Below are 23,404 nucleotides of genomic sequence, written 5' to 3' on the forward strand. Positions count from 1 at the left end.
AGGTAAGAGTTTTAGAATACAAGTATAGATGAACTGCAAGTTTCCTGAATGGGAGATTTGCAGTTTTTTTTGCGTCACAGGTAGGGGAGGGACACTGGACTTTGGTTGGGGAAAGAACTGGACTCGGGATTGTTTCAATCCCGCTATTTCTTGGGTACGATTGAAGCATACATATATAGATGAACCTTTGGGGTAAGGGGTAGAGAAGATGAAGAAGGGGTTACGGAGAGGGTTAAAAGTGCTGGGAGGCATCATGCTTGCCACAGGACTTTTGCTGCTGGCAGGTACAGCGTATGAAGCGTATCAATCCACGCAGGATATGAAGTCCTATCCCCCGCCAGGCAAGTATTATGAAGTGAGTGGTCGCAACATGCACCTCTACACCGCTGGCAAAGGAGAGGTAACCGTGGTGTTTGCCTCAGGCTGGGGTACACCTAATCCGTATGTGGATTTCAGTCCGCTATATGACAAGTTGAAATCACAGGCGAAAATTGCGGTATATGATCGGTTCGGGTATGGATACAGCGACTATACGGATGACTCTCGTGATGTTGATACCATCTCGGAAGAGATCCACCAATTGCTGCGAACATCCGGTCAACGTCCACCTTACATCATGGTCGGTCACTCCCTGGGTGCGCTGGAGACACTGCGGTTTGCGCAAAGGTATCCTGATGAAGTGGCTGGCATGGTCATGATCGATGGCGGAAGCCCAGAGTATTACAGTCGTACGGACTTGAATACACCAGAATGGATGATGGATTGGTCCCGTTTTCTGGTGAAAACAGGTATCGCACGAACATTGCTGCAATCGGATCGCATGATGGCATCTCTGGTCATTGACCCAAATCTGGTAACGGAACCGATGAAAAAAGCCGTCACGATATCCACGCTGAGACATGCGTACAATGACAATGTCATGGAAGAGGTTCGGAATTCCAGAACAAATGCAGCGTGTGTGCTTGAGAACAAAACGAAGTTTGGCTTCCCCCTGACGATCCTCACAGCCGGTTCGGAGGAGTCGGATGAGGACAGTCATGCTTGGCAGGCCGACCAAGCGAATTTTGCTTTATGGTCAAGACACGGAACACAGCTGACGGTTCCACAAGCGACACACAGTATCCATAACAGTCAACCGGATATTGTCGCCGCCGAGATCATGAAATTAGTGACACCGTCCAGTGACCTATGAGTAACATGATTCCACAAACACATGAAGAACAGGAGGAGGAGGGATGGATGAAAAAGTTTAAAGTAATCACCCGCTTCTTGTCCATTCTTGTAGCCAGTTGTCTATTGTCTCTTAGTGTATTATCTGTATCTGTGATATGGGTTAAGAATAATGTTCATGCGGTGCCTGTGATCCAGCCGTTTGAACGTGATTAGCACATGAAACGAAGAAGAAGGAGTGGTAACAGATGGTGAAGAGAAGGAAATATGTATTGGCCTGTGCGGCACTGGCGATGATGGTGGCCTTGAGTGCTTGCAGTAGCGCGGCAGACGAACCGAGTGATACGGAGAAGGTGGACACTGAAGTTTCCTCCGGAACTGGTGAACAAGCGACTGATGAAGGTGCAAGCGAAGCAACAACAAGTGCAGTGACCGAAACGGAGGGTACGACTGCACCAACCGACTCGGACTCGGATAGTGGTGAAGAAACGTCTGCTGGAACCAATGAGTTGCCGGAGAACTTGCCAAGTGATTTCCCATTGCCGGAAGATGCAACAATTCGTTTAGCCAATTCTGGTGAGAATGAAGGCAAGCAATCGGCGATGGTGATTTTCTCCACTGAACAAGATATGAAAACCGTATCCCAGCTGTATAAAGATTACTTCAACGCCAAAAAATTGACGGATGCAGGTCAGACGATCGATGACAAAAATATTATCATTCAGGGAACCGACCCGGAGACGCAGGATGTCTGGTCCTTGATTGGAGGAACATTGGCGGGACAGGAAGGCGTCATTGAACTGACGTTGACCTGGACAGAATCATAAGCAGAAGATAAGGGCTATTTTTCTTTCCTGCTTTTTTCTTCCTAAAATAACGAATGAACGCCATAATACCTTGCATACGGAGCCGCATTATTGCTGCACCGCTGCAAGGTATTTTTATTTCGAACTGGAAACCTGACAGGTTACATGTTATGTTATATCATTATAAACAGAGTAATAGACAACTATAGAAGAAGACAGGAGAGGATTGAACATGATTAGAGTGGGTATTGTTGGTTACGGTAACTTGGGTAAAGGTGTAGAGAAAGCCATTTCCCAGAACGAGGATCTGGAACTGATTGCTGTGTTTACACGTCGTAATCCGGAGCAGATGGTCGCTGAAAGCACAGAAGTACGTTTTGAGCATATCTCTGCAGTGGAGCAATACATAGGCAAGGTTGATGTTATGATCCTCTGTGGTGGTTCTGCAACCGACCTTCCAGAGCAAACACCAGCCATCGCCAAGTTGTTCAATACGGTAGATAGCTTCGATACACATGCGAAGATTCCTGAATTCTACAAAGAAGTTAATGCTGCGGCAGAGCAAGGCGGTCACGTAAGTGTCATTTCCACAGGTTGGGACCCAGGCTTGTTCTCCATGAACCGTCTGCTTGCACAGTCCATCCTGCCAGAAGGAAAAGAGTACACGTTCTGGGGCAAAGGTGTGAGCCAAGGCCACTCGGATGCTATTCGTCGTGTTCCAGGCGTTAAGGCGGGTGTACAGTATACTGTACCTGTTGAAGAGGTAATCAACCGCATTCGTGCAGGGGAGACACCAGAGCTGTCTACACGTGAGAAACATCTGCGTCAATGTTATGTGGTAGCAGAAGATGGTGCTAATCAGGATGAGATCCGTGAGACGATTGTGTCGATGCCTAACTATTTTGCAGATTACGATACAACTGTAACGTTTATTAGCGAAGAAGAATTGAAATCCGAGCATGAAGGTATGCCGCATGGTGGATTTGTTATTCGCAGTGGGGTTACAGGGGCTGGTCAAAAGCAAATTATTGAATTTGGTCTGAAACTCGACAGCAATCCTGAATTTACAGCAAGCGTACTTGTAGCGTATGCAAGAGCCGCACAACGCTTGAGCGTGGAAGGACATAAGGGAGCGAAAACGGTATTTGATATTCCGCTCGGTCACTTGTCTCCAAAATCGGCTGAAGATCTCCGCCGCGACTTGTTATAATTCTGATTCGTTCCAGTGAGTTTATAACAAACAGCTCGTCCTTGGATGTATAGGACGAGCTGTTTTTTTTGCTGTTGCTGTATACGATTCATATATTCATATAAATTGGCAGGTACTATGCTGCCTGTATCCCTGCTCGTGCTCTTGCGGAAATGGCACCCTACACCCAGTGTGAGGGAATGTTAAGATGATCCGGCAACTTGGTATTCACATTACCTTTGGCTGCATTAATTTGGGATTGCGTCAGGAAGATGCCACCTCTCAGGTCTGCATCGCCCAGATCCGTATCCCGCAAGTCCGCGCCAATCCAATCCGCATTTCGTGTATCTGCATTTCGGAGATCGGCTGCGATCATTAAAGCCCCTCGGAAGCTTGCGCCCCGCAGGTCAGCCCCTTTTAAATTGGCACCAAAAAAGTCACTTCCGGTACGTTTTTTACTATTCTTCGACTTCCCTTGTCCATGAGCGGTGGGTGGCACATTCGCGCGTACCATCTCACTTGCCTGGACCAAGAGTTGATTCACACTGGACCGATAATTGGCGATGTCCAGACGGAGGAGTGCCGCAGGCTCCAGATTGCTCAAGCGCTCAATCTCCTCATATAACTCACCAAATGCCGAGTGAAGGGATGACGTCTCCGGTCTCATCATCATTTCCTTCATATAACTGAGCAACTCGTGAAGTTGTCGCAAAGCAGGCAGACAATCGAACATCTCGTTTGCAGACTCTGGATGATCACGCCAATCTTTGCCCGCGTAGGTCACTTGGGACAGCTTCTGTCCAGCTCCGAAACAGTCGTATACCGTGCAACCTTTGAACCCTTTCTGCCGAAGCTGGGTATGGATACCGCAGCGATTGTCCGTGCGCAGATTGGGACAGGGTGTGCCGCTGGCTTTATCAAAAGCAAAGTCAGATGACTTGCCATAGGGCAAGGCAACACAGCACAGGCCAAAACATTGCTCACAGTCTGCGCTAAGATGAGGACTCGCAGTGCTGGCAAATGGTTGGTTAGACAATGTAAACACTTCCTTATAATAGTACAAATAGATGGAATTACGTCAGTACCACTTTACCATTGCCTTGCCATTAGAGCAATTGAAGACAAGGAAAAAAGGGCAGTTACCCAAATGGATGGGAACGCCCTTTGATCGTGGAGAATCACGTATTTAAATTAAACTACACCTTGAGCAATCATGGAATCCGCTACCTTGAGGAAACCGGCGATATTCGCTCCGGCTACGAGGTTGCCTTCACAGCCATACTCTTCAGCAGCTTCTACACAGCTGGTGTAGATGTTCTTCATGATGTCATGCAGCTTGGCGTCTACTTCTTCAAATGACCAGGACAACCGCATGCTGTTCTGTGACATTTCAAGAGCAGACACGGCTACACCTCCGGCATTAGCCGCTTTGGCTGGACCGAACAGCACGCCTGCACCGTGGAAGACGTCAATGGCAGCCAGGGTGGAAGGCATATTCGCCCCTTCGCCAATGGCCTTCACGCCACCTTTGATTAGAAGGGCCGCAGCTTCTTCATCGATCTCATTTTGCGTTGCACATGGAAGAGCAATATCACAAGGGATAGACCAGATGCCTTCACAACCTTCGGTATATGTAGCATGCGGGTGTTCTTTGATGTATTCGCTGATGCGAAGACGATCAACCTCTTTCAGACGTTTCACGGTATCCAGGTTGATGCCTTGTGGATCGTGTATATAGCCACCTGAGTCACTACACGCCACAACTGTAGCTCCAAGCTCCTGTGCCTTCTGAATGGCATAGATGGATACATTACCAGAGCCAGAGACAACGACTGTGCTGTCTTGGAAGCTGAGCCCTTTGGATTGCAGCATCTCCTTCACGAAATACACACAGCCGAAGCCAGTCGCTTCCTTACGTGCCAAGCTTCCTCCGTACAGCAGTCCTTTACCTGTCAAAACGCCTGCCACATGTCCGCCATGGATACGTTTGTATTGGCCGAACATGTAACCGATTTCCCTTGCGCCTACACCAATGTCACCTGCCGGTACATCCGTATCGGAACCGATATATTTGTACAGCTCTGTCATGAAGCTTTGCGTGAAACGCATGACTTCCAGATCTGATTTTCCTTTGGGATCGAAGTCAGAACCACCTTTACCACCGCCAATGGGCAGACCGGTCAAAGCATTTTTGAAGATCTGTTCGAAGCCAAGGAACTTGATGATGCCCGAGTATACAGAAGGATGGAAGCGAAGTCCGCCTTTGTAAGGGCCAATGGCACTGTTGAATTGCACCCGGAATCCACGGTTAACCTGAACTTTGCCCTGATCATCCACCCATGGGACACGGAATGTGATTACACGTTCGGGTTCAACAAGCTGTTCCAACAGACTATGGTTCTTATACTTAGGGTGTGCTTCAATAACAGGAATAAGGGAATCCAGAATTTCTTTGACAGCCTGATGGAACTCGTCTTCGTGCGGATTTCTGGCAACAACCGACTCATAAACGGAATGAACATATTCTGCGGCAGTAACTTGAACGGACTCTTTAGTTTCTTTTGTTATCGTGGACACTTTTTCGATGCACTCCTTTATTGTGTTAAAGTCTGTAGAGGCTTATTTGCATAAATTGAATAAAAGTTTGTAGTTAAATATACAGGAAAGCAAATAAAAATACGAGATGAAAATTCATAAAATGTTTTTTATGCAGTAATTAAAATGTTCTATGGATCTACCATATGATGTGAAGAATTAAGTTATTAAATGGAAGATATGACCACAAATGATAATAAAAAAGCAAGTTAGACGAATATACTGGATTAAAATATTAGTTTTGGTAAGATGGTAAGAAGGTCTCGTATCCCGGGATCTTTTTAAAATATAAAGGAGGAAAACAAGATGATGAAGAGAAACATGCCAATCAACATGGAGAACAAGGCTTGTATAGGGGGTGAAATTTATTATGAACCATAGGACCTCCCGCCATAATTGCAGAGAGAAGCTGGTGAGCCAGCTATTTACATTCGCTGAAGAGAAAAGAACATTTCTCGACGCCTATTTCGACGCGCGTGATCCAGAGCGGATACAATTGGAAAAACAATTGTCTGCATATACAGAGTATGTGGAAAAACTGCTCCTGGGTCCTGATGAAGATCTGGACTCAGCTGTATTGATCGGCAGTCATATTGATTTTGAATATCTCGATTTTCATACGTCAGATTCTTTCATGATTGTCATGCCAGAGGATACTAATCCTGATGAGGGTCGTATTTCCTTCCTCTCTCCAGTAGGGAGTCAATTACTGCTTGGCAGTAAAGGGGAAGTTAAGTCCGTTCATACACCATCAGGTTCCATGAGAATCCGCATTACGGGGATCGAGCTGAAAAGCGAAACCTTGAACGAGCCGGCGCTAGGGGGTGCAGATCATGCACTTTAAAGAGACGGACTTACCAGGGATTGGACGTAAATACTGGCTGCATACCCGTAGTGGTGAGCATTTGGTCATAGTGATTCATAACGACGAGCGACGTGACCTGTTCCATATGGAGTCAGGAGATACACCTGAAGAGGTGGGTGATATGGTATCTCTTGTCACCCTGGACGATGATGAAGCCCGGGCGGTAGCCGCTATTGTTGGTGGTATGACCTATAAACCGAAGTTTCAGGATGAGCGTGAAGTGATGCTTGAAGGGCTGTTAATCGAATGGCTACGGATTGAGCCTCACGCCGCAAGCGTAGGCATGACGATTGGTGAACTGGATATCCGTCAGGCCACGGGCGCCGTAATTCTCGCTGTTGTGACCAAGGATAAGGAGAAGCATTTTAATCCAGGCCCGGATTATGCTTTTACCGCTGGAGCTACAATTGTAGTTGCCGGTGAACGGAATCAGATCAAACATCTCAAACAATTGTTAACTGATGGACGGACTTAGCCTATGGATATGCTCATATTCGAAGTGGGAATTGCCGTTGCGCTGATTACACTTACTGGGCTGATATCTTCACGATTACGATTTTCGGTCATTCCTTTCTATATCCTGATTGGTATGGCTGTTGGACCACATGCACCACAAATTGGCATAGTGGATTTACGTTTTATCGAAAGTTCGACCTTTATTGAATTTATGGGCAGGCTTGGCATTCTGTTTTTGTTATTTTATCTGGGTTTGGAGTTCTCGGTCTCCCGGTTATTAAAGTCTGGCAAAGCCATTCTGACCGGGGGCATGTTCTATGTGGGCCTGAATTTTGTCTCTGGATTGCTGTTGGGGTGGTTCATGGATCTGCCCCTTCAGGAGACACTTGTTGTCTGCGGGATCATGACCAGCTCTTCTACAGCCATTGTAGCTAAAGTGCTCGTTGATCTGAAACGCACGGCAAACCCTGAAACAGAGATTATTATGGGCATGATCATGTTCGATGACTTGTTCATCGCGATTCATATCTCTATCCTGACCGGGCTTGTGCTCAGCGGGGCAACTTCATTCCTAAGTGTTCTGTTAGTATCGCTGTCTGCCCTGCTGTTTATTGTGCTGTTCCTGATTATTGGCAGGAAAAGCATCAAATATATTGATAAGGCACTGAATATCAAGTCATCAGAGTTGTTTCTGCTTACCGTCATGACACTGCTCTTCCTGGTAGCCGGTTTCTCGGAGACGCTGCACGTAGCGGAAGCTATTGGAGCGTTGATGATGGGGCTTGTGTTGGGCGAATCAAGACATGTGAGTCGGATTGAACATCAGATCATGCCTTTCAAAGATTTTTTTGGTGCAATTTTCTTCTTCAGTTTTGGCCTGACCATCGAGCCGGCTTCACTTGGCGGAGCTGTTGGGATGACGATTATTGCCGTTATTCTGACGATTGCCAGTAACTATGGTGCAGGTATGATCGCTGGCAGACTGGCTGGAATGAGCCCTAAGGCCTCATTGAATGTGGGCTTTACCCTGGTCTCGCGGGGCGAATTCTCCATTATCATGGCGAACATCGGCAAGGCCGGAGGGCTGATGGCATCCATCCAATCGTTTGCCGTGTTGTATGTGTTAATTCTGGCTGTGCTGGGGCCTATCCTGACAAAAGAATCTCCGCGGATTTACGCATCGTATGAGCGACTAAGGAAGCGGATGAAACGAAGGGAAACAGGATGAGCCGATGCGGTTGTCGCTGGACAGCCAGGGAATTTTAACCGTAATGCTTAATAAGCGTCACACTGTTTGGAGAGAGAAATCACTCCGGGGTGTGGCGTTTTTTTATTATTGGGAATCGTCCCAATGTCGGCTTGTAATTATGCTCATTCCACCAAATTATGGTATGTATCCATATCTTGTGCGTGGTCGTGAATGTTCAAGTCCACGGGCAGGACTAAAGATGTGATTTAGTTGAGAGGGATTGAAAATAAGAAGTTATTATGTAAAATAATGTTATATTCAAATCTAGCAGTTGAATGGATCATTTACACGAGAACGTAGAGGACAGAAGAAACCTGAAGAAGCGGAGCGTTCGCCTTTATCAACAGATTTTCACCTTTGTAAAATTGAATCAAAAAATCTGGGGATAACAGTGATCGGAAGGTTATTCTGTCATCGGAGTGGCAAGTGTAAATATTCTTTAGTTCAACTTATGTTTCAATGTAACAGAAGTTAGAATGACGAGGAGGAATAGCTCATGAACAAGAAAAGTAGATTTCAACGGTTAAAATGGGCCGGTACAGGGATGTTGCTCAGTCTCGTATTATTTGCTCTGCCTGCATCTGCTGCATGGAACGATACATATCAGGGTTACGCGACGTATACAGGCTCAGGTTACTCGGGAGGTGCAGTGTTGCTTGATCCCATCCCGGCGGACATGAAGATTACTGCACTTAATCCGTTTCAACTCAATTATAACGGTGTCAAAGCCGCTTTAGCGGGAGCCTATCTCGAGGTGCAGGGTCCTAAAGGCAAAACAACCGTCTATGTAACAGACCTTTATCCAGAAGGCGCCAGCGGAGCGCTGGATCTCTCACCGAATGCCTTTAACTTGATCGGTGACCCAAAGGCAGGCAAAATCGATATCAGCTGGAAAGTGGTCAAAGCTCCAATTCAAGGCAACGTCTCTTATCGGATCAAGGAAGGCAGCAGTCAGTGGTGGGCAGCCATTCAGGTTCGTAATCACAAATATCCGGTGCTGAAGTTCGAAGTGAAACAGAAGGATGGCACGTGGCTCAATCTTGAAAAGCAAGACTATAATCATTTCCTCGGAACTGGACTGGGCAAAGAAAAATTAAACGTTCGTATTACCGATATTCGCGGTCAGGTATTAAATGACACGATCCCGGCTCTGCCTAATGATGGGTCAGGTGGTGCATATATCGTACCGGGCAATGTACAGTTTCCCGATTGACAGATATACGGAGTTGTTATAAAAAGAAGTATGGTCATAGACGTATTCTTAACGAAAAGTCGTACACTGTACGGCTTTTTTTTGTATACAAAAAGAGGAGAATGTAACGTATGAAAAAAAGTTTGCCTTCATATCAGACAACACATCCCTATTGGAAACAGTATCAGGCCTTTTTCCCGGAAGAAGTGAGGTTAGGGGAGCATACAGCTCCTGAGGAAGAATGGTGGGAGTCAAATGGGGTTCATCTGCATATCGATCGCTTGCCTGCGTCGGAGTCTTCAATCAAAATTCTGTTCATTCATGGTGCGGGAGGCAATGGCAGGTTGCTCGCTCCGTATGCCCGCATGTTGCAGCGACATGGATACGAGGTGGTATCGCCAGATCTTCCGCCGTATGGGTTAAGTTACGCAATGTCTGGTACACGTATTAACTACGAACTTTGGATAGAGCTGCTTGTGTCACTCATCGAACGGGAACACAAAAAAGATGGCAAGCCAATCGTTGTATTGGGAAGTAGCATCGGAGGTATGCTTGCCTATCACACCAGTGCACGCAGTAAGCGTGTTAAGGGTTTGATCGCAACTACATTTGTAGACACGAGTAATCCGAAAATGCGAGATCAGATTGCACCGAATCTTCTGGTAAGCCGGGCGGGAAAACGGATGATGGATCTGTTCCCTGGTCTGCTGGATCATGTACGTATTTCGGTCAAACAGGTATCCCGAATGCAACTGATTACTAATAACAAGGACTTAACCCGGCTTATTATGAATGATCCACAAGCGGCAGCTACACGTATTCCGTTGGAATTATTAAGAACATTCCTTAATAAAAAACCGGAGGTAAGCCCGGAACAGTTCAATCAGTGTCCGGTCCTGTTGGTTCACCCTGAACTGGACCCCATGACACCGATCAGGTTCAGCCAATCTTTTTTTGATCGTCTGGTGGTAGACAAGGAATGTGTGATCTTGGAAGGGGCAGGCCATTTTCCTATAGAGCAGCCAGGGCTGAACCAGTTGGAGGTAGCGGTACTACGATTTTTACAACAAATTCAATGATGAACACTGGCTACTACACTGCTTCGCATAAGATAGTTTACATATCCTAAGTACGTAAAACACCTCCCACTAAGGGAGGTGTATTTGAATGTTTTTGATATGAATTGCACTACCGCCAACCTGAATCTGTGTGATTTCATTAGAGCTGTTCAAAGTTAATCTGGCTCGGATCTCAGAGGGGCGGTTCATGGTATACCCTTGTCTGATCGTGTACGTGTGAAGATGAGGATCTGAAAGCTGGTTGTACTGGGATAAATAACAGAGCATTGCACCATTGGATGTGCCCGTCGCGCTCTCTTCCGGTATATCATAAAGCGGTGCAAAATTACGGCATTCTGCCAGAACGTCCTCAGCATCTGATTCGAGTGTAAACACATGATAACCTACGGCATGATGAGCCTTGCATATTTCAGAGATACGCTGGAAGTCAGGGTCGATTTTGGTCAGAACATCAACATCCCTAACAGCTATCAGGATATCGGGTAACCCGGTAGACACGATCTGTACAGGTAGCTCGGAATGCAAATCCTCCATAGAAATACGTAACGAATCGGCAATCTGCTGTCGATCCACGATCTCCCCAAACTCCGGCAACGTCTGAGACAGATAGACTTCTCCATTGACTTCGATATCAACTTTAAGAATACCGGCCAGTGTCTCCAGTGTATATGTACCAACATTAACGAGATGTTGTGTCTTCATTAGATAAAATAAAGCAATTGTAGCATGTCCACATAGATCGATTTCATCACTTGGGGTGAAGTAACGTACTTTGAAATCAGCCTGATCCGACGGCATGACAAACGCAGTCTCTGAAAAACCGACTTGTCTGGCAATCTCCTGCATCTGGGTTTCAGACAAATGCGCTGCTTGTAAAACAACACCTGCGGGGTTTCCGCCATGAGCCTTGTCCGCAAATGAATGTAATGTACTTACTTCTACTTCCATCGTGTTACCTCGCTTGTTCAGTTATTGGGTTAAGATTTAACGTAATCGATAATCGACATTATATCACGATTGTTGAACGGGCTTGTGAATCCCAGATTGCTGTGAATTTTGAATGAATAGGTCAAGTGATCGCCGGGAAAGGGTAATGAAGGGAGAGAGAGTATAACGATAATCAATGGAAAGGCTGGGATTTCTAATGAAAGCAATTGTGATTGAGGAATTTGGTGGAGCGGAACAATTGAAGGAACAAGAAGTAGCCAAGCCAACATGTGGAGTGAATCAGGTATTAATCCAAACGTATGCCACGTCGGTGAATCCGGTAGACTTCAAAATCAGACAAGGTTATATGAAAGAAGCAGCGGAGAATTTTCCGTTGATTCTGGGCGGCGATGTTGCCGGTATTGTGGCTGAAGCAGGCTCAAATGTCACGAGGTTCAGAGAAGGTGATCGGGTATTTGCGCGTCCGCGTCAATTCGGAACCTATGCAGAATATGTTGCTGTCGATGCGGATATTATTGCCCGTATACCGGAACAACTGAGTTTCGAGGAAGCGGCAGCGATCCCGCTAGCGGCGATGACGGCATGGCAGGCACTTGTGGATCACGGACGTTTAGGCAAAGGACAGAAGGTACTTATTCATGCTGGGGCAGGTGGTGTGGGAACGTATGCCATTCAGATTGCCAAGTCCCTCGGCGCTGAAGTGGCTTCCACGGCGAGTGAATCAAACGAAGCGTTGCTTCGTTCGTTGGGTGTAGATCATTTTATCAATTATAAAAAAGAAGATTTCTCGGAGATTCTCTCCGATTATGATGTTGTGCTGGACACCATGGGTGGTGATATTCAGCGCGATAGCTTCAAGGTGTTAAAGTCTGGCGGGCATCTGGTATCTTTGGTGGAACAACCGGATGAGAAGCTTGCCAAGGAAGCCGGAGTAACGGCCAACGTCTTCATGATGGAGCCCAAAGGGGATCAACTGGATCAGCTGGCTGAACTGGCTGCGGAAGGCAAGCTCAAATCGATTATTGATGGAACATACCCGCTAACTCAACAGGGAGTAAGGGAAGCACATGAGAAGAGTGAAACCCATCATACCCGGGGGAAACTGGTTATTCAGGTGCAATAGAATTCATTAACTCGTAGAAGTATTTGGACTCATGAGTCTGATATAGATTGTACCAGGCCTGTAAGGTTTCTGGTGCAAAGACATTCAATAGCTTTAACACATGCATTGTAAATTCTAACGGAGCTATTCCAGATGCAGTAACTAGATTTCCATCGGTTACTGCAGGCTCCGTTACATAATAGGTTTCTCCTGTATAATCTGGGCATATCATCTTCAGGTATTCTAAATCATTGCTTGTATGCTGTCTGGAATCCAGTATCCCTATTTTTGCAAGTGCAACTGTCGCACCGCAAATCGCCGCAATAACCGTACCCTCTTCTATAGAGGCAGCAACTTTTTTCAATAGGGGATCATGGATGGTATCCATCCAGGTGTTTCCTCCTGGAAGAATGATGACATCGTCACCTTTCAATGTACATTCATCAATAGAAATATGAGGAAGGATGTTCAATCCGCCCATGGTAGTTACCGGATGTTTATCCACGCCTACGGTTACGACCTGTAAAGGCTTAATCTCTTTCCTGAAATACCTTCCCGAGTTCAATTCAGCAGTTAGATATCCTACCTCCCAGTCTGCCATCGTATCAAATACATATAGATATACGTTCTTTGTTTGCATCATACATGCTCCTTTTGTTTTCATGATTGAATGGATTACTCTTGTATTATAAATTAACTTCACTGACATCTACGGTCAGTGAAGTTTTTAAATTTGAAAATTAACAGCCCTAAGAACCAATATAGGGACTGCTCCCCAATTGTAGTGGAATAAGATATAATAGGAGAAATTTATTCCATTTTGTGCATGAGGTGATTAGGATGTCCAACGAACTCATTCAAGCCATTCAATTGTTAAAAGAAAAGAAATGGGTGGATCTGACCCATACGTTTGGTCCAGGCTCTCCACATTTTTCAGCTTTTGAGGCAGCACAATTCGATACACTGTTTGATCACGATCAAGGTTTCTTTGCCCAGAGCTTCAAGTTCCCGGGTCAATACGGGACACATCTTGATGCGCCGATCCACTTCGTTCGGGATACCCGGTATCTGGATGAACTAGGTTTGAAGGAGCTTGTATTGCCACTTGTGGTCATTGACCAGTCCGCCGAAGTAGAGAACAATCCGGATTTCACACTGGATGTGGAGCATATTCTTGAATTTGAAAGACAGCATGGCGTGATTGAAGCTGGAAGCTTTGTAGCCTTACGTACCGATTGGAGCAAACGCTGGCCTAACCATGAAACATTTGATAACAAGGATGATAAGGGCAACAGTCATGCACCCGGATGGTCGGTTAGTGCGCTCATGTTTTTATTTGAGGAAAGAAAAATACAGGCGATCGGTCATGAAACCTTTGACACGGATTCAGCGGTGGATTATCAGAAGAATGGAGCACTTCTCGCAGAATATTATGTACTTGCCCAGGATACATATCAAGTTGAGCTGTTAACAAACCTGGATCAGGTGCCGGCCAAGGGCGCTGTTATTTTCAATATTGTACCCAAAGCGGAGAAAGCTTCTGGTTTTCCAGTTCGATCCTTTGCCATTCTGCCGTAATACGGGGTAGATCAAAAGCTGAATTAGATAAATCAGGCACAGAACTCATAATGATACTCAAGTAGACAGCCGGCTAAATAGTCGGCTGTCTGCTTGAGTTCAACTAACGGGCAGGATAGTTGAAAAAGGTATTTTAATTTAAACCTCGAATATTTAATGTAATCGGATAGCTAAAAATTTGATGATAGACAGGAGTTAGATACGATGATATAAGGTTTCGGAGGAGTATTTTGGAGAACTAAGAATCTTGAAGTTATAAAAAAGGTACAGTCTTTATCGAGAATGACAGTTATTTTCCAACAGAACAAAAAGTGATGTTAAATTTCCAAGTACATAATCTAAACGAGACTATGAAGCATCTTGAACAGATTACTGTACTTCTTGCAAAGAAAAAAGAGATTAGTGAATTTGGAAAGTTTATTTTGAATGAAGTTCCTGAAGGTCGACTGGTCGAGCTTGGGAGAAATAACGGCATTAATATTAAGATTAGAACAGGTATTCCATAATTTATATTATATATAAGGGGTAAGTGTATGCAGATTAGAGCTTTTCAAGAGTCCGATAAAGATTTCATTGTAAGTCTGGCTTTACGATTTATGGACTTTGAGCTGATGAGCTGGCGTGATCCAGACAAAATGGAAGAATCACAGCTCAGCCTAGCCCAAGAATCAGTAGACAATCTTTCTCCTGGTACGGAGATTTTTGTGGCGGAAGATGAAACAGGAGAGCTACTGGGTTTCCTTGAAGTACAGCCGCATAAAGATAAATTGAACGATATAGAACAAGGCTATATTGTGGCGATTGCGGTTTCTCCACAAGGAGAAGGAAAAGGGGTCGGCAAGGGACTCATGACCAAAGCAGAAGAGTGGTCAAGGCAAAAAGGCTATCGACAGCTTATACTGAATGTCTTTAACAATAACCTTCGTGCCGTAAATTTCTATAAGCATTTAAATTATGAAATTGAAGTTGTGAAGATGGTAAAAGAGCTATAGAGACCCTTACTTATAAGCTAACGGTAAACGTTAGTTCATAAAGCACGGGGCAGACTGCAGGATGGCAGGCTGCTCTTTTTTCATTTAGCTAACTGGCAAGAGGCAAGTAAGCTTAAGAGGAACCAAGTTCAGCTAGGATTTGATTTATTTAGAAGCATAAATGTGTGCTTTGGCAAACTTATGGGTTAAGTCACAACTAATGAATTCTAAATAATTCACTTATGTAAATAGCAAGGGAGGCGTATTCCGCCTCCTTTTTATATTGTTACTTTTGATCCGAGTGAGGATCTTGATTAAATCTTTGAGAGATTTTTTTCTCTGTTTTCTTACGCCGTATCCAGCGCTTAAGTATGCCTTCTTCTTTGCGTTCTTGCAGTGTTTCCTTCAAACCTTGAATCATAAATTCCGATCTTCGTCTGTCATCCCGACTAATCTCGCGTAATTCCTTAATAAATTTGTCGTCCATATCTGCCTCTCGCTTATTCAGGATAATCCCATTATACCGAACGTACGTTCTTTTATCAAGTTTTTCCATTACGAATGATTTTCGAGATCTATATAGTGAAAAGAAGCACAGGAACAATACGTGGCATGTGTGAGAATGGTACTAGAGGGTTTGAGTATAATCCTCTTGCCAGTTTTTTGTTCCCGGGGATCATCTTATTGCTGGTACTTGGCGTGATGCCTACAATAATTGCTATTTCGCTCATCTGTTACGTTCATTGGGGGCTGGGAGAGAGACTGAATCTCTATCCTGACCGCTATTGGGCTTGGACTTTTTCGTTGTATACGGGGTTTGCTCTCATCATTTGGATTATGGCGCAGGTGTACTGGATTCAGGATGTCTCTGTTATTCACTTGGTCTATTTTGCATGGGGAGTGGGTATTCAAGTTGTGACCTTATTGCCTGGGGTACAGCGAATCTATTCGAAATAAACTGCTCGTATGTTGAACAAACGGCTGCCGAAAGAATCGTTGAATGATTCTTTTGGCAGTTATTTTTTATGAGCATCGAGATGATACGTGTTGTTGTAGTAATGCGTTCCAATTTTCTTGGACTGAAAAGGGCTCGGATAAATCTAAATCATATTGACAAAGAACTATTATCCTCGCATACTTACGTAATATACTTTATAAAGTATATTTATTAATTAGAATAATAGTCACATATGATAAGTATCGCAAAATCATAATCCGCAGGAAACAGGGAGGTAAGTATGGATGGTATACGTTATTATGGCAGTTATAATATGGGCAGGTACCTATGCCAATATGGCCTTGTCCAAGCAGCCGATGGAAGTGAAGCCTGTGAAGTCAATGGATGATTTGTTTGAGTGAACAAAGTAGTTCTGCCGATTCCGATCCATTGCCAGCACGATGGAACTCATGTGTTCAAGTAAGGCATTATGTTATGATATGGTGTGAAATGACATCCATACCATTGCTTTGGCTCAATTGAACCAGAGTAGAAACGAGAGGGTTATGAAAAAAGCCAACGCTACAATGATGAAATACATCAATTTGAACAATGTGCGTGAAGTCATGCAGCAGATCGAGACGGCGACCAAACCGCAATTAGCTTCACTCACCAATCTTAGTGTTGTTACCATTAATGCGCTGATTCAGGAATTATGTGATGGCGGAGAGTTGTTCCAGGATAAAGTGGTTCCCTCTAACGGTGGTCGTCCTGCTCAGGCATATCGATATAATTATAACTTTAAGCTTGCTTTGGTTCTTTACATCAAAGAGATGAAAGGCCAGGAGTTGATTTCGGCAACGGTCATGAATCTGGAGAATAAGGTTGTGCTGAAGGAAGAGAGTATCTTGCCTGCTTTTGATAAACAGCATATGCTGCAACTTATTGCGTGTTTCATTAAGGAGTATCCCTCCATTGATATGATCGGCATCGGTATTCCGGGGCAAGCCGTGGATGGGGACATCACGGTGAGCAGTCATGAAGAGCTTATCCATTCACATCTGATACGGGAGATCGAGAGCGAGTTCCAACTGAACGTTCTCGTGGAGAATGATGTTAATGCAGCGATTAGCGGATACTGTACACAGCATGCGGATATGAAGGAACAGAGTGTAGCAGGAATTTATTTTCCAAACCGATATCCGCCGGGTATGGGCATGATGTTGAATGGACAGATAATCCGTGGGAAAAACGGGATGTTTGGTGAGATCAAGTATCTTCCTTATTCACCTGATTGGAAACGTGACATGAGCAAAGATGATTTTGTAGTGCAGGTATGTCATATCTTGCAAACGATTAATGCCGTCGTTGCCCCGCACCAGATTGTCATTTATCAGGAACGGGTGGAGAGAGAAGAGCTGGATTTGGCGTGGAAGCAGTACGGGAAGGATCACCCCATGCCGTCATTGCCCGAGATTGTACATCAGGATTCGTTCCAACATGATTTTGATGCTGGGTTAAGGGGAATGGTGCTTCAGGCGTTGAAGTCAGGCATTCTATCAGAAGCCTTATAACCCACAGGTCATGTCTGTGGCTTTTATTTTATAAGCTAACTCTTGTAGAGGAGGATTCGTGATGCGTGAAGAAGAGAGAATCATGAAGGGCATGTTGTTCAGTCCAAGTGATCCGGAATTAAAGATCATCAAAAGGCGAGCCCATAATCTCAGTCAGCGTTACAGCCAGACCTTTGAAGAACAGACTGAGGAAAGGAATCAGATATTGCAACAGCTACTGGGAGAGATTGGAGAAGGCGGATTCATGCAAGGCCCCATCTTTTTTCATTATGGTGTGCATACCCGAATAGGCGATCACTTCTTCGGTAATTACAATCTGACGATACAAGACGACGCGCAAGTGACGATCGGGGACTATACCAGTTTTGGACCCAATGTCACGATTGTTACTCCCATTCACCCCATGATTGCCAGCGAGCGGAGACGGATGGTGGACCAGAACGGTGATGTGAAGTCACTATGTTATGCCAAACCGGTCACGATTGGAAACGATGTATGGATCTCGGCAAACGTCACAGTGTGCGGGGGCGTAACGATTGGAGACGGCTGTGTGATCGGAGCAGGTAGCGTGGTGACTCGTGATATTCCACCGCATTCTTTTGCAGCAGGCGTACCATGCAAAGTTATTCGTAAAATTACTGATGAAGACAGCATGCGAAACTATCCCGATGTTCTGGCAGATTGCCGTGTGCTGGAAGAATGACAAAAGGCTGCCATCAGGATCAAATAGATGATCCTGGTGACAACCTTTTTTTGTTGTACGTTTACTTGGAGGCGTTGTAGTTACTCAAGAATTCTTTTACTTTTGCAGGATCAGCTTTCAATTCATTCCCGGTCTGAACAAGCGGGCTTACTGTGGAATATGCTTTGAGTTTATTGTTCTTGTAGAAACTCAAAATCTCATCCTGATTAATGGAGTACAGCACGGCTTTTCTCAGGTCACTGCTCTTGGCAACTTCACGATTGGCCGTGTTAAACAACAGATAGGAGACAGCGTTACTTGGCAGACTTTGCAGTTTCAGTTTGCTGTCATTTTCGATGATGTCATACTTGGTTTCAGGTACACCGTAGTATAAGTGAATTTCACTGCTGCGAAGAGCAGAGAGTGCGCTGTCTGCATCCGCGATGAATCGGACGTTAACCTGAGCAATTTTTGGCTCATCTTCCGTACCTTTACGGTAGGCCGGATTTTTTAAAAATACACCTTCATAGTCATTTTTATAAGACAAAATATAAGGTCCGCTGGTATAAAGGGTGTTATTGTATGCTGCGCCTTCAGTCACCGTGTTCTGATCACCGTAAGGAATATCTTTGTTGACGTCAAAGGAAGCTACATCATATGTGTTGATGCTCTCCACCTGTTTTTTGGACACGATACCCGCAGATTGGTGAGCCAGGTAGTTCAGTACTTGCGGGAAAGGTTCAGTTGTGGTCAGTTTAACGACCTGATATTTACCTGCGCTATTATCTGCTTTGGTTTTGTCCGTCACGAGTTCTGTAATTTTGCTGCCCAATCCTTGTTCCAATGCTTCGAGGATTGTGCCGTTACCGCTGGATTGTTTAATGGATTGTAATGCACTCAGATCCGTTACAACCTCAGCTTCTTTGATGTGTTCATGCAGACTGTACGTCCGGTGATCCGGAACGGAATCTTTATTTTTAGCACGATCCAGGGAGAAGATCACATCATCTGCACCGACACGTTCTCCTGTATCTACAGCTTTTTTGTTATCAATTTTCGCAAAGTTGATATCGTCTCTGAGAATGAAGTAGTAGTCCGAATTACCTTCAGCAATACTAAAGTTATGGGACAGTGATCCATCTGCTGTCAGCTGATCGTCATCCGTCAAGTTAACGAGACGTACATACATATTGGTGTTCAACTGGTTGATGGAGCCGTCGTTTCCTTTGATTGGATCAAGGGAAGTCAGTACGGATGCACTTTGCGTCAGAATCAAGGGGTCTGTGGCATTTTTGGAGCTGTCCTTGAACTCAATCGGTTCCCAAGCCATGGCGCGGGATTTGGAGAGACGAACGGTGTCGACATTCAGAATGTCTTGGTTCACAGCCTGACTTTTCAGGGAAATATACAAAGGCGCGATATACGCTTGATCTGTTACCAAGCGATCTTCCAATTGTTTGTACGTGTCTTTGTACTCATCCGGAGTTTGAGTAGCTGCCTGATCGATGAGTTTATCAAGTTCCCCATCCGCAAGGATACTGTAATCTCCACCTGTTTTGAAAAGGGAACGCACCGCATAATCGGGATTTCCCGTTACCGTTGTCCAGCTGGACAAGGCAATGTCATAATTCCCTGCATCCTGCTGGGATTTGAAGCTGCCGTAATCCGGCTGCAGGTTCAGTTTCACATTGAAGCCGTTTTTAGTCAGTTGGTCGCGGACAATGTTTACATCATTTTCGGAAGAACTCATGGCGAGCAGTTCAATGTCTGCCGGTTTTTGTGCAGTTTCTGTTGTATCCGCTGGTGTGGTCTCCGCCTGGGATTCGGTTTTCGTTTTTACACTGCAACCGGAAATCACAATGACGAGAATTAATAGTAATGAGATCAGTGTACGTTTTTTCATGGGATTACCCTCCATATCTTGAATGTGTGATGTGTGATTTCTTTTTTCTATATCATTCATTTCAACGACGAATCAGTTATGCCTTTTCCAGCTTGGGATCAAGCGCATCACGCAGACCGTCACCGAGAAAGTTAAACGAAAGAACCAGCAGAATAATAGCCAAGCCTGGATAAATCGCCAGATAAGAGTGGGTCTCCAGGTATGTACTGCCGAGCTTCAGAATGTTACCCCATTCCGGAATATGCGGCTCCACGCCGAGTCCCAGATAACTCAAACTGCTGGTAGCAATAACAGCTCCACCAATCGTGAGTGTGGATTTGATAATCATGGGCGCAAGGGAGTTGGGAATAATGTGTTTGAAAATAATCGTACGATTGTTGTACCCCAGTGCACGTGCAGCTTCCACAAATTCAAAAGTAGATACATAGAGCACACTGGCTCTCATGGTACGGGCGTAAGTTGGGATCGAACCCAGACTCAGCGCCAGAATGAGATTGACCGTATTGGCTCCGAACGCCGCAATAATGGCAATGGCGAGCAGAATTCCCGGAATCGCATAGAGAATATCCAGCAGCCGCATGATGATGTTATCCGTACGCCTTCCGTAGAAACCGGAGAATGCTCCGAGGACTCCACCGATCAACACAGGAATGATGGTCGACATGCATCCTACGATCAAGGAGATCCGGGCACCGAATACAATCCGGGAAAATAAACATCGTCCGAAGTCGTCCGTTCCCAAGGGATACGCAAGGGAAGGCGGTTGGAGCAGCGCCGAGTAGTTATTTTCCACAGCCATGCTGTAGTCAAAGGTCAAAAAGCTGCAAATCGATATCGAGAACAGAAAAATGATAAAAAACAAACCGGACATGGCAGTCATATTTGGAGCAAGTCGCTCCCACAGATCATTCCAGAAGTTTGATTTTTGTTTCCCCTGTCTGCGAATGCGCCCAATAATGGAGATGCCGAGCAATAGAGCAAATACATTGCCTGTGATCGAGGTCAGAATCAGTACTACACTGACACCGATCATCCAGCGAGGGAGGGTAGAGGTCGCGTTATATCGGGATAAGATAATCAGTACGACCAGGTCGATGACCAGAATAAATATGAGCACCGCCATGGCTGGCAAAAAGTTATCAGCCACATAAGGTTTGAAAACATTTAACGCAGATACACCGATGACGAACAGCTGGGTTAACAGCATATATACCGCAAAGGTGTACTCCACATTCCTGGCTTTTCGAATCAGATGAAAGGCTGCCGTTACGATAAATATATTGCCAGAAATGATGGCAAGTAGCTGAACCCAGGCTAACCTGCGGGTCAAAGTAGAGATCGTACCCGTACGGATCAAGTCTTTTCGAATCAGAAGGGTGATGACACTTTGGACCAGTGTGAAGAATACATAGATCCCAAGTATCGTTAGCAGAAATGGTTTGAACGTCTGCCCGCTCCAGTCATAACTGTTGAACAGCAACAAGGCAGTCAAGAGAAGGGACGTGATCCAAGCGAAGCTGGCCTGACTGTATTCTCGAGAAGACTTAAGCCGGAAACGCATTTCTTGTGTTAAGGACGAGTTTGTCATATTACACCTGCTTTAAGAGGTAGTTCAACACACACTTTAATATTGTTTCATCTTGGAGCGCACTCTTGGATCAATAAAAGCGTACAGCAGATCAACCGCTACATTGATAATGGAGATCGTAATTGCTGTGTAGATTACTCCGCCCATGATACTCGGAATATCGGGGATGAATTGTTTATCCACAATATAGCTGCCGAGACCGCTGATATTAAACACTTTCTCCGTCACTGCTGCCCCGCCGAGCATGGCTCCGAATTGAAGTCCAACCACAGTAACGATTGGAATCAATGCATTGCGTACAGCGTGTTTCAGCATGACCTGACGTTCGCTTAACCCCTTGGCACGGGCAGTCATCACATAATCCTCATGAATGACTTCCAGTGTAGAAGACCGGGTCATCCGTGCCACCGCAGCCGTAAGTCCTGTGCCCAGCACAATGGTTGGCATAATGATCGACAGCCAATTTTGCGGGTTGAAGGTGGCGGGAAGCCACTGCAATTTGATCGAAAAGTTCAGAATAAAAATAAGTCCTTGCCAGAAATTCGGGATCGATAATCCAATCAGAGCGATGAACATAAACGTATAATCGAACCATGAATTAGGCTTAATCGCTGAGATGATACCGATGGGTAATGCAATGACAAGTGCTAATAGCAGGGAGATGACCGCCAGCGTCAATGTAATTGGAAACTTTCTTGCAATCGTTGCTGTTACGTCTTCATTTCCTGCAAAAGACTTGCCAAGATCGAAGAGAGCAACTCCCTTAATATTGTTCCAGAGCTGTGTGAGATAAGGCTGATCCAAGCCATACACCTGATTGAATGCTGCAATCTGTTCCTGCGTTGCTGTCTCTCCGAGAATGTTAGCTGCCGGGTTGAACGGAGACATATACAAAATCGTAAATACGAGTGTGGCTACGCCCAGAATGACAAATACCGTCATCAGTATTCTTTCAAATATGTACTTTAGATAAGGATTTCCATACAAAAAGAGGATGCCATACATCAGACAGCCAGGAATAATGGATATCGCGAAAAACCACGGTTTGTCGATAAGGGTGTGGAATGTATCGGCCATCGTAAGACGTTGACTTCCCTGTTCCTGAAGTATGCGAGAAGTCCGCTCCTTCAACTCTTTCTGAACCGTTTCTTCCAACCATTCCTCGGTCTGACGTCTGAATTCTTCCTCACTGACCTGCTGCTGGAAAAAACGATGTTTGCGTCGCAGCTGTTCTTCGACTTCCAACTTCATCTTGTTCCGATAGGAAGAAGCGAGCAGTTCTTGCTCAGCCGTCTGCCTGGCAGCTACCCAGCCGTCATTTTTTCGATTCGAACGCCATATTAGAAACACGACCAGATTGATCGGTAATCCAAGAATGAACAGAACATATCGGTAGGAAGGATGAAGCAGCATTTTGCCATAAATAAAACTTAAATTGTGCACCAACCGCGAGAGTCTGCTGCTTTCTGCAAGATTCAAACCAAGCGTGCCTCCTTTCATTCAGGTTTAAATTGCATTAT

Annotated in this window: 23 protein-coding genes and 1 pseudogene; 16 read left to right on the top strand and 8 right to left on the bottom strand. The window is 45.1% G+C overall.

All coding sequences use genetic code 11. The features are described from left to right. The first annotated feature begins 208 nt into the window (after positions 1 to 208). The 4 genes from MHB71_RS01985 to MHB71_RS02000 all read left to right on the top strand — a co-directional run bounded on the left by MHB71_RS01985 (position 209) and on the right by MHB71_RS02000 (position 3,186). On the top strand, positions 209 to 1,192 hold the full coding sequence (locus MHB71_RS01985; RefSeq protein ID WP_340028702.1) for an alpha/beta hydrolase: 984 nt from the start codon (positions 209 to 211) through the stop codon (positions 1,190 to 1,192). Positions 1,193 to 1,239: 47 nt separating this feature from the next. Then, on the top strand, positions 1,240 to 1,386 hold the full coding sequence (locus MHB71_RS01990; protein ID WP_017687030.1) for a hypothetical protein: 147 nt from the start codon (positions 1,240 to 1,242) through the stop codon (positions 1,384 to 1,386). A 32-nt stretch (positions 1,387 to 1,418) separates the two neighbouring features. Continuing rightward, positions 1,419 to 1,997, top strand: a complete 579-nt coding sequence (locus MHB71_RS01995) for a hypothetical protein (protein ID WP_340028703.1) — start codon at positions 1,419 to 1,421, stop codon at positions 1,995 to 1,997. A gap of 205 nt (positions 1,998 to 2,202) precedes the next feature. After that, entirely contained in the window at positions 2,203 to 3,186 is a 984-nt protein-coding gene (locus MHB71_RS02000; protein WP_076252818.1) for a diaminopimelate dehydrogenase, read from the top strand. 160 nt (positions 3,187 to 3,346) lie between these two features. Here MHB71_RS02000 and MHB71_RS02005 read toward each other — a convergent pair whose 3' ends face one another. Both MHB71_RS02005 and gdhA read right to left on the bottom strand, forming a co-directional pair. Further along, positions 3,347 to 4,201 (bottom strand): pentapeptide repeat-containing protein, encoded by an 855-nt coding sequence (locus tag MHB71_RS02005; protein ID WP_076252817.1) that lies wholly within the window; start codon positions 4,199 to 4,201, stop codon positions 3,347 to 3,349. A gap of 155 nt (positions 4,202 to 4,356) precedes the next feature. Beyond that, a complete protein-coding gene (gdhA, locus tag MHB71_RS02010; RefSeq protein ID WP_179087907.1) occupies positions 4,357 to 5,742 on the bottom strand; it encodes an NADP-specific glutamate dehydrogenase in 1,386 nt (461 codons plus the stop codon). Positions 5,743 to 6,130: 388 nt separating this feature from the next. Between gdhA and MHB71_RS02015 the strand changes: the two genes are divergently transcribed. The 5 genes from MHB71_RS02015 to MHB71_RS02035 all read left to right on the top strand — a co-directional run bounded on the left by MHB71_RS02015 (position 6,131) and on the right by MHB71_RS02035 (position 10,601). Beyond that, positions 6,131 to 6,604: a GreA/GreB family elongation factor gene (locus MHB71_RS02015; protein ID WP_340028705.1), complete on the top strand. Its 474-nt coding sequence runs from the start codon at positions 6,131 to 6,133 to the stop codon at positions 6,602 to 6,604. Next, positions 6,594 to 7,100, top strand: coding sequence for a cation:proton antiporter regulatory subunit (locus MHB71_RS02020; protein ID WP_036617317.1), 507 nt, complete (start codon positions 6,594 to 6,596; stop codon positions 7,098 to 7,100). Before MHB71_RS02015 ends, MHB71_RS02020 begins: the two co-directional genes overlap by 11 nt. 3 nt (positions 7,101 to 7,103) lie before the next feature. Next, positions 7,104 to 8,309: a cation:proton antiporter gene (locus MHB71_RS02025; RefSeq protein WP_076216431.1), complete on the top strand. Its 1,206-nt coding sequence runs from the start codon at positions 7,104 to 7,106 to the stop codon at positions 8,307 to 8,309. A gap of 517 nt (positions 8,310 to 8,826) precedes the next feature. Further along, on the top strand, positions 8,827 to 9,543 hold the full coding sequence (locus tag MHB71_RS02030; RefSeq protein ID WP_036668609.1) for an expansin EXLX1 family cellulose-binding protein: 717 nt from the start codon (positions 8,827 to 8,829) through the stop codon (positions 9,541 to 9,543). Between the two features lie 110 nt (positions 9,544 to 9,653). Further along, positions 9,654 to 10,601, top strand: a complete 948-nt coding sequence (locus tag MHB71_RS02035; protein ID WP_340028706.1) for an alpha/beta hydrolase — start codon at positions 9,654 to 9,656, stop codon at positions 10,599 to 10,601. Positions 10,602 to 10,670: 69 nt separating this feature from the next. On the opposite strand, the gene MHB71_RS02040 is transcribed toward MHB71_RS02035, so the two are convergent. Beyond that, positions 10,671 to 11,549: a PhzF family phenazine biosynthesis protein gene (locus tag MHB71_RS02040; RefSeq protein WP_340028707.1), complete on the bottom strand. Its 879-nt coding sequence runs from the start codon at positions 11,547 to 11,549 to the stop codon at positions 10,671 to 10,673. A 196-nt stretch (positions 11,550 to 11,745) separates the two neighbouring features. Here MHB71_RS02040 and MHB71_RS02045 point away from each other — a divergent pair, with 196 nt between their 5' ends. Next, a complete protein-coding gene (locus MHB71_RS02045; RefSeq protein ID WP_340028708.1) occupies positions 11,746 to 12,672 on the top strand; it encodes an NADP-dependent oxidoreductase in 927 nt (308 codons plus the stop codon). Here MHB71_RS02045 and MHB71_RS02050 read toward each other — a convergent pair. Next, entirely contained in the window at positions 12,656 to 13,291 is a 636-nt protein-coding gene (locus MHB71_RS02050) for a type 1 glutamine amidotransferase family protein (protein ID WP_340030117.1), read from the bottom strand. The two genes, MHB71_RS02045 and MHB71_RS02050, sit on opposite strands and share 17 nt — an antisense overlap. 200 nt (positions 13,292 to 13,491) lie before the next feature. On the opposite strand from MHB71_RS02050, the gene MHB71_RS02055 reads away from it, so the two are divergent. The 3 genes and pseudogenes from MHB71_RS02055 to MHB71_RS02065 all read left to right on the top strand — a co-directional run bounded on the left by MHB71_RS02055 (position 13,492) and on the right by MHB71_RS02065 (position 15,221). Next, the gene (locus MHB71_RS02055; RefSeq protein ID WP_127550034.1) at positions 13,492 to 14,229 is read left to right on the top strand and encodes a cyclase family protein; all 738 of its coding nucleotides are present in this window, start codon (positions 13,492 to 13,494) and stop codon (positions 14,227 to 14,229) included. Between the two features lie 255 nt (positions 14,230 to 14,484). Further along, positions 14,485 to 14,735: pseudogene (locus MHB71_RS02060) on the top strand (hypothetical protein). A 27-nt stretch (positions 14,736 to 14,762) separates the two neighbouring features. Then, the gene (locus MHB71_RS02065) at positions 14,763 to 15,221 is read left to right on the top strand and encodes a GNAT family N-acetyltransferase (RefSeq protein ID WP_047843914.1); all 459 of its coding nucleotides are present in this window, start codon (positions 14,763 to 14,765) and stop codon (positions 15,219 to 15,221) included. A 265-nt stretch (positions 15,222 to 15,486) separates the two neighbouring features. Here the strand turns inward: MHB71_RS02065 and MHB71_RS02070 are convergent, their stop codons facing one another. Next, on the bottom strand, positions 15,487 to 15,687 hold the full coding sequence (locus MHB71_RS02070; RefSeq protein WP_026080945.1) for a hypothetical protein: 201 nt from the start codon (positions 15,685 to 15,687) through the stop codon (positions 15,487 to 15,489). Positions 15,688 to 15,782: 95 nt separating this feature from the next. Between MHB71_RS02070 and MHB71_RS02075 the strand changes: the two genes are divergently transcribed. From MHB71_RS02075 to MHB71_RS02085, 3 genes are all read left to right on the top strand, one after another. Then, positions 15,783 to 16,157 carry a hypothetical protein gene (locus MHB71_RS02075; RefSeq protein WP_340028709.1) on the top strand — a complete coding sequence of 125 codons (375 nt, stop codon included), beginning with the start codon at positions 15,783 to 15,785 and terminating at the stop codon, positions 16,155 to 16,157. Positions 16,158 to 16,703: 546 nt separating this feature from the next. Beyond that, positions 16,704 to 17,711 (top strand): ROK family protein, encoded by a 1,008-nt coding sequence (locus MHB71_RS02080; RefSeq protein ID WP_340028710.1) that lies wholly within the window; start codon positions 16,704 to 16,706, stop codon positions 17,709 to 17,711. 61 nt (positions 17,712 to 17,772) lie between these two features. Further along, on the top strand, positions 17,773 to 18,414 hold the full coding sequence (locus tag MHB71_RS02085) for a sugar O-acetyltransferase (protein WP_340028711.1): 642 nt from the start codon (positions 17,773 to 17,775) through the stop codon (positions 18,412 to 18,414). 61 nt (positions 18,415 to 18,475) lie between these two features. Here the strand turns inward: MHB71_RS02085 and MHB71_RS02090 are convergent, their stop codons facing one another. The 3 genes from MHB71_RS02090 to MHB71_RS02100 all read right to left on the bottom strand — a co-directional run bounded on the left by MHB71_RS02090 (position 18,476) and on the right by MHB71_RS02100 (position 23,363). Further along, positions 18,476 to 20,296 carry an ABC transporter substrate-binding protein gene (locus MHB71_RS02090; protein ID WP_340028712.1) on the bottom strand — a complete coding sequence of 607 codons (1,821 nt, stop codon included), beginning with the start codon at positions 20,294 to 20,296 and terminating at the stop codon, positions 18,476 to 18,478. Between the two features lie 76 nt (positions 20,297 to 20,372). Beyond that, the gene (locus MHB71_RS02095; RefSeq protein WP_340028713.1) at positions 20,373 to 21,884 is read right to left on the bottom strand and encodes an ABC transporter permease; all 1,512 of its coding nucleotides are present in this window, start codon (positions 21,882 to 21,884) and stop codon (positions 20,373 to 20,375) included. Positions 21,885 to 21,920: 36 nt separating this feature from the next. Next, the gene (locus MHB71_RS02100) at positions 21,921 to 23,363 is read right to left on the bottom strand and encodes an ABC transporter permease subunit (protein ID WP_338706768.1); all 1,443 of its coding nucleotides are present in this window, start codon (positions 23,361 to 23,363) and stop codon (positions 21,921 to 21,923) included. Between the last annotated feature and the right edge of the window lie 41 nt (positions 23,364 to 23,404).

The organism is Paenibacillus sp. FSL H7-0940 (genome assembly GCF_037979415.1).
In the GTDB taxonomy this organism is placed as follows: domain Bacteria; phylum Bacillota; class Bacilli; order Paenibacillales; family Paenibacillaceae; genus Paenibacillus; species Paenibacillus amylolyticus.

Excerpts from the sequence above, each read along its gene's own strand:
- MHB71_RS01985 (WP_340028702.1), top strand. The coding sequence starts at position 209 with ATGAAGAAGGGGTTACGGAGAGGGTTAAAAGTGCTGGGAGGCATCATG.
- MHB71_RS01990 (WP_017687030.1), top strand. The coding sequence starts at position 1,240 with ATGAAAAAGTTTAAAGTAATCACCCGCTTCTTGTCCATTCTTGTAGCC.
- MHB71_RS01995 (WP_340028703.1), top strand. The coding sequence starts at position 1,419 with ATGGTGAAGAGAAGGAAATATGTATTGGCCTGTGCGGCACTGGCGATG.
- MHB71_RS02015 (WP_340028705.1), top strand. The coding sequence starts at position 6,131 with ATGAACCATAGGACCTCCCGCCATAATTGCAGAGAGAAGCTGGTGAGC.
- MHB71_RS02020 (WP_036617317.1), top strand. The coding sequence starts at position 6,594 with ATGCACTTTAAAGAGACGGACTTACCAGGGATTGGACGTAAATACTGG.
- MHB71_RS02025 (WP_076216431.1), top strand. The coding sequence starts at position 7,104 with ATGGATATGCTCATATTCGAAGTGGGAATTGCCGTTGCGCTGATTACA.
- MHB71_RS02030 (WP_036668609.1), top strand. The coding sequence starts at position 8,827 with ATGAACAAGAAAAGTAGATTTCAACGGTTAAAATGGGCCGGTACAGGG.
- MHB71_RS02035 (WP_340028706.1), top strand. The coding sequence starts at position 9,654 with ATGAAAAAAAGTTTGCCTTCATATCAGACAACACATCCCTATTGGAAA.
- MHB71_RS02040 (WP_340028707.1), bottom strand. The coding sequence starts at position 11,549 with ATGGAAGTAGAAGTAAGTACATTACATTCATTTGCGGACAAGGCTCAT.
- MHB71_RS02045 (WP_340028708.1), top strand. The coding sequence starts at position 11,746 with ATGAAAGCAATTGTGATTGAGGAATTTGGTGGAGCGGAACAATTGAAG.
- MHB71_RS02050 (WP_340030117.1), bottom strand. The coding sequence starts at position 13,291 with ATGCAAACAAAGAACGTATATCTATATGTATTTGATACGATGGCAGAC.
- MHB71_RS02055 (WP_127550034.1), top strand. The coding sequence starts at position 13,492 with ATGTCCAACGAACTCATTCAAGCCATTCAATTGTTAAAAGAAAAGAAA.
- MHB71_RS02065 (WP_047843914.1), top strand. The coding sequence starts at position 14,763 with ATGCAGATTAGAGCTTTTCAAGAGTCCGATAAAGATTTCATTGTAAGT.
- MHB71_RS02070 (WP_026080945.1), bottom strand. The coding sequence starts at position 15,687 with ATGGACGACAAATTTATTAAGGAATTACGCGAGATTAGTCGGGATGAC.
- MHB71_RS02080 (WP_340028710.1), top strand. The coding sequence starts at position 16,704 with ATGAAAAAAGCCAACGCTACAATGATGAAATACATCAATTTGAACAAT.
- MHB71_RS02085 (WP_340028711.1), top strand. The coding sequence starts at position 17,773 with ATGCGTGAAGAAGAGAGAATCATGAAGGGCATGTTGTTCAGTCCAAGT.
- MHB71_RS02090 (WP_340028712.1), bottom strand. The coding sequence starts at position 20,296 with ATGAAAAAACGTACACTGATCTCATTACTATTAATTCTCGTCATTGTG.
- MHB71_RS02095 (WP_340028713.1), bottom strand. The coding sequence starts at position 21,884 with ATGACAAACTCGTCCTTAACACAAGAAATGCGTTTCCGGCTTAAGTCT.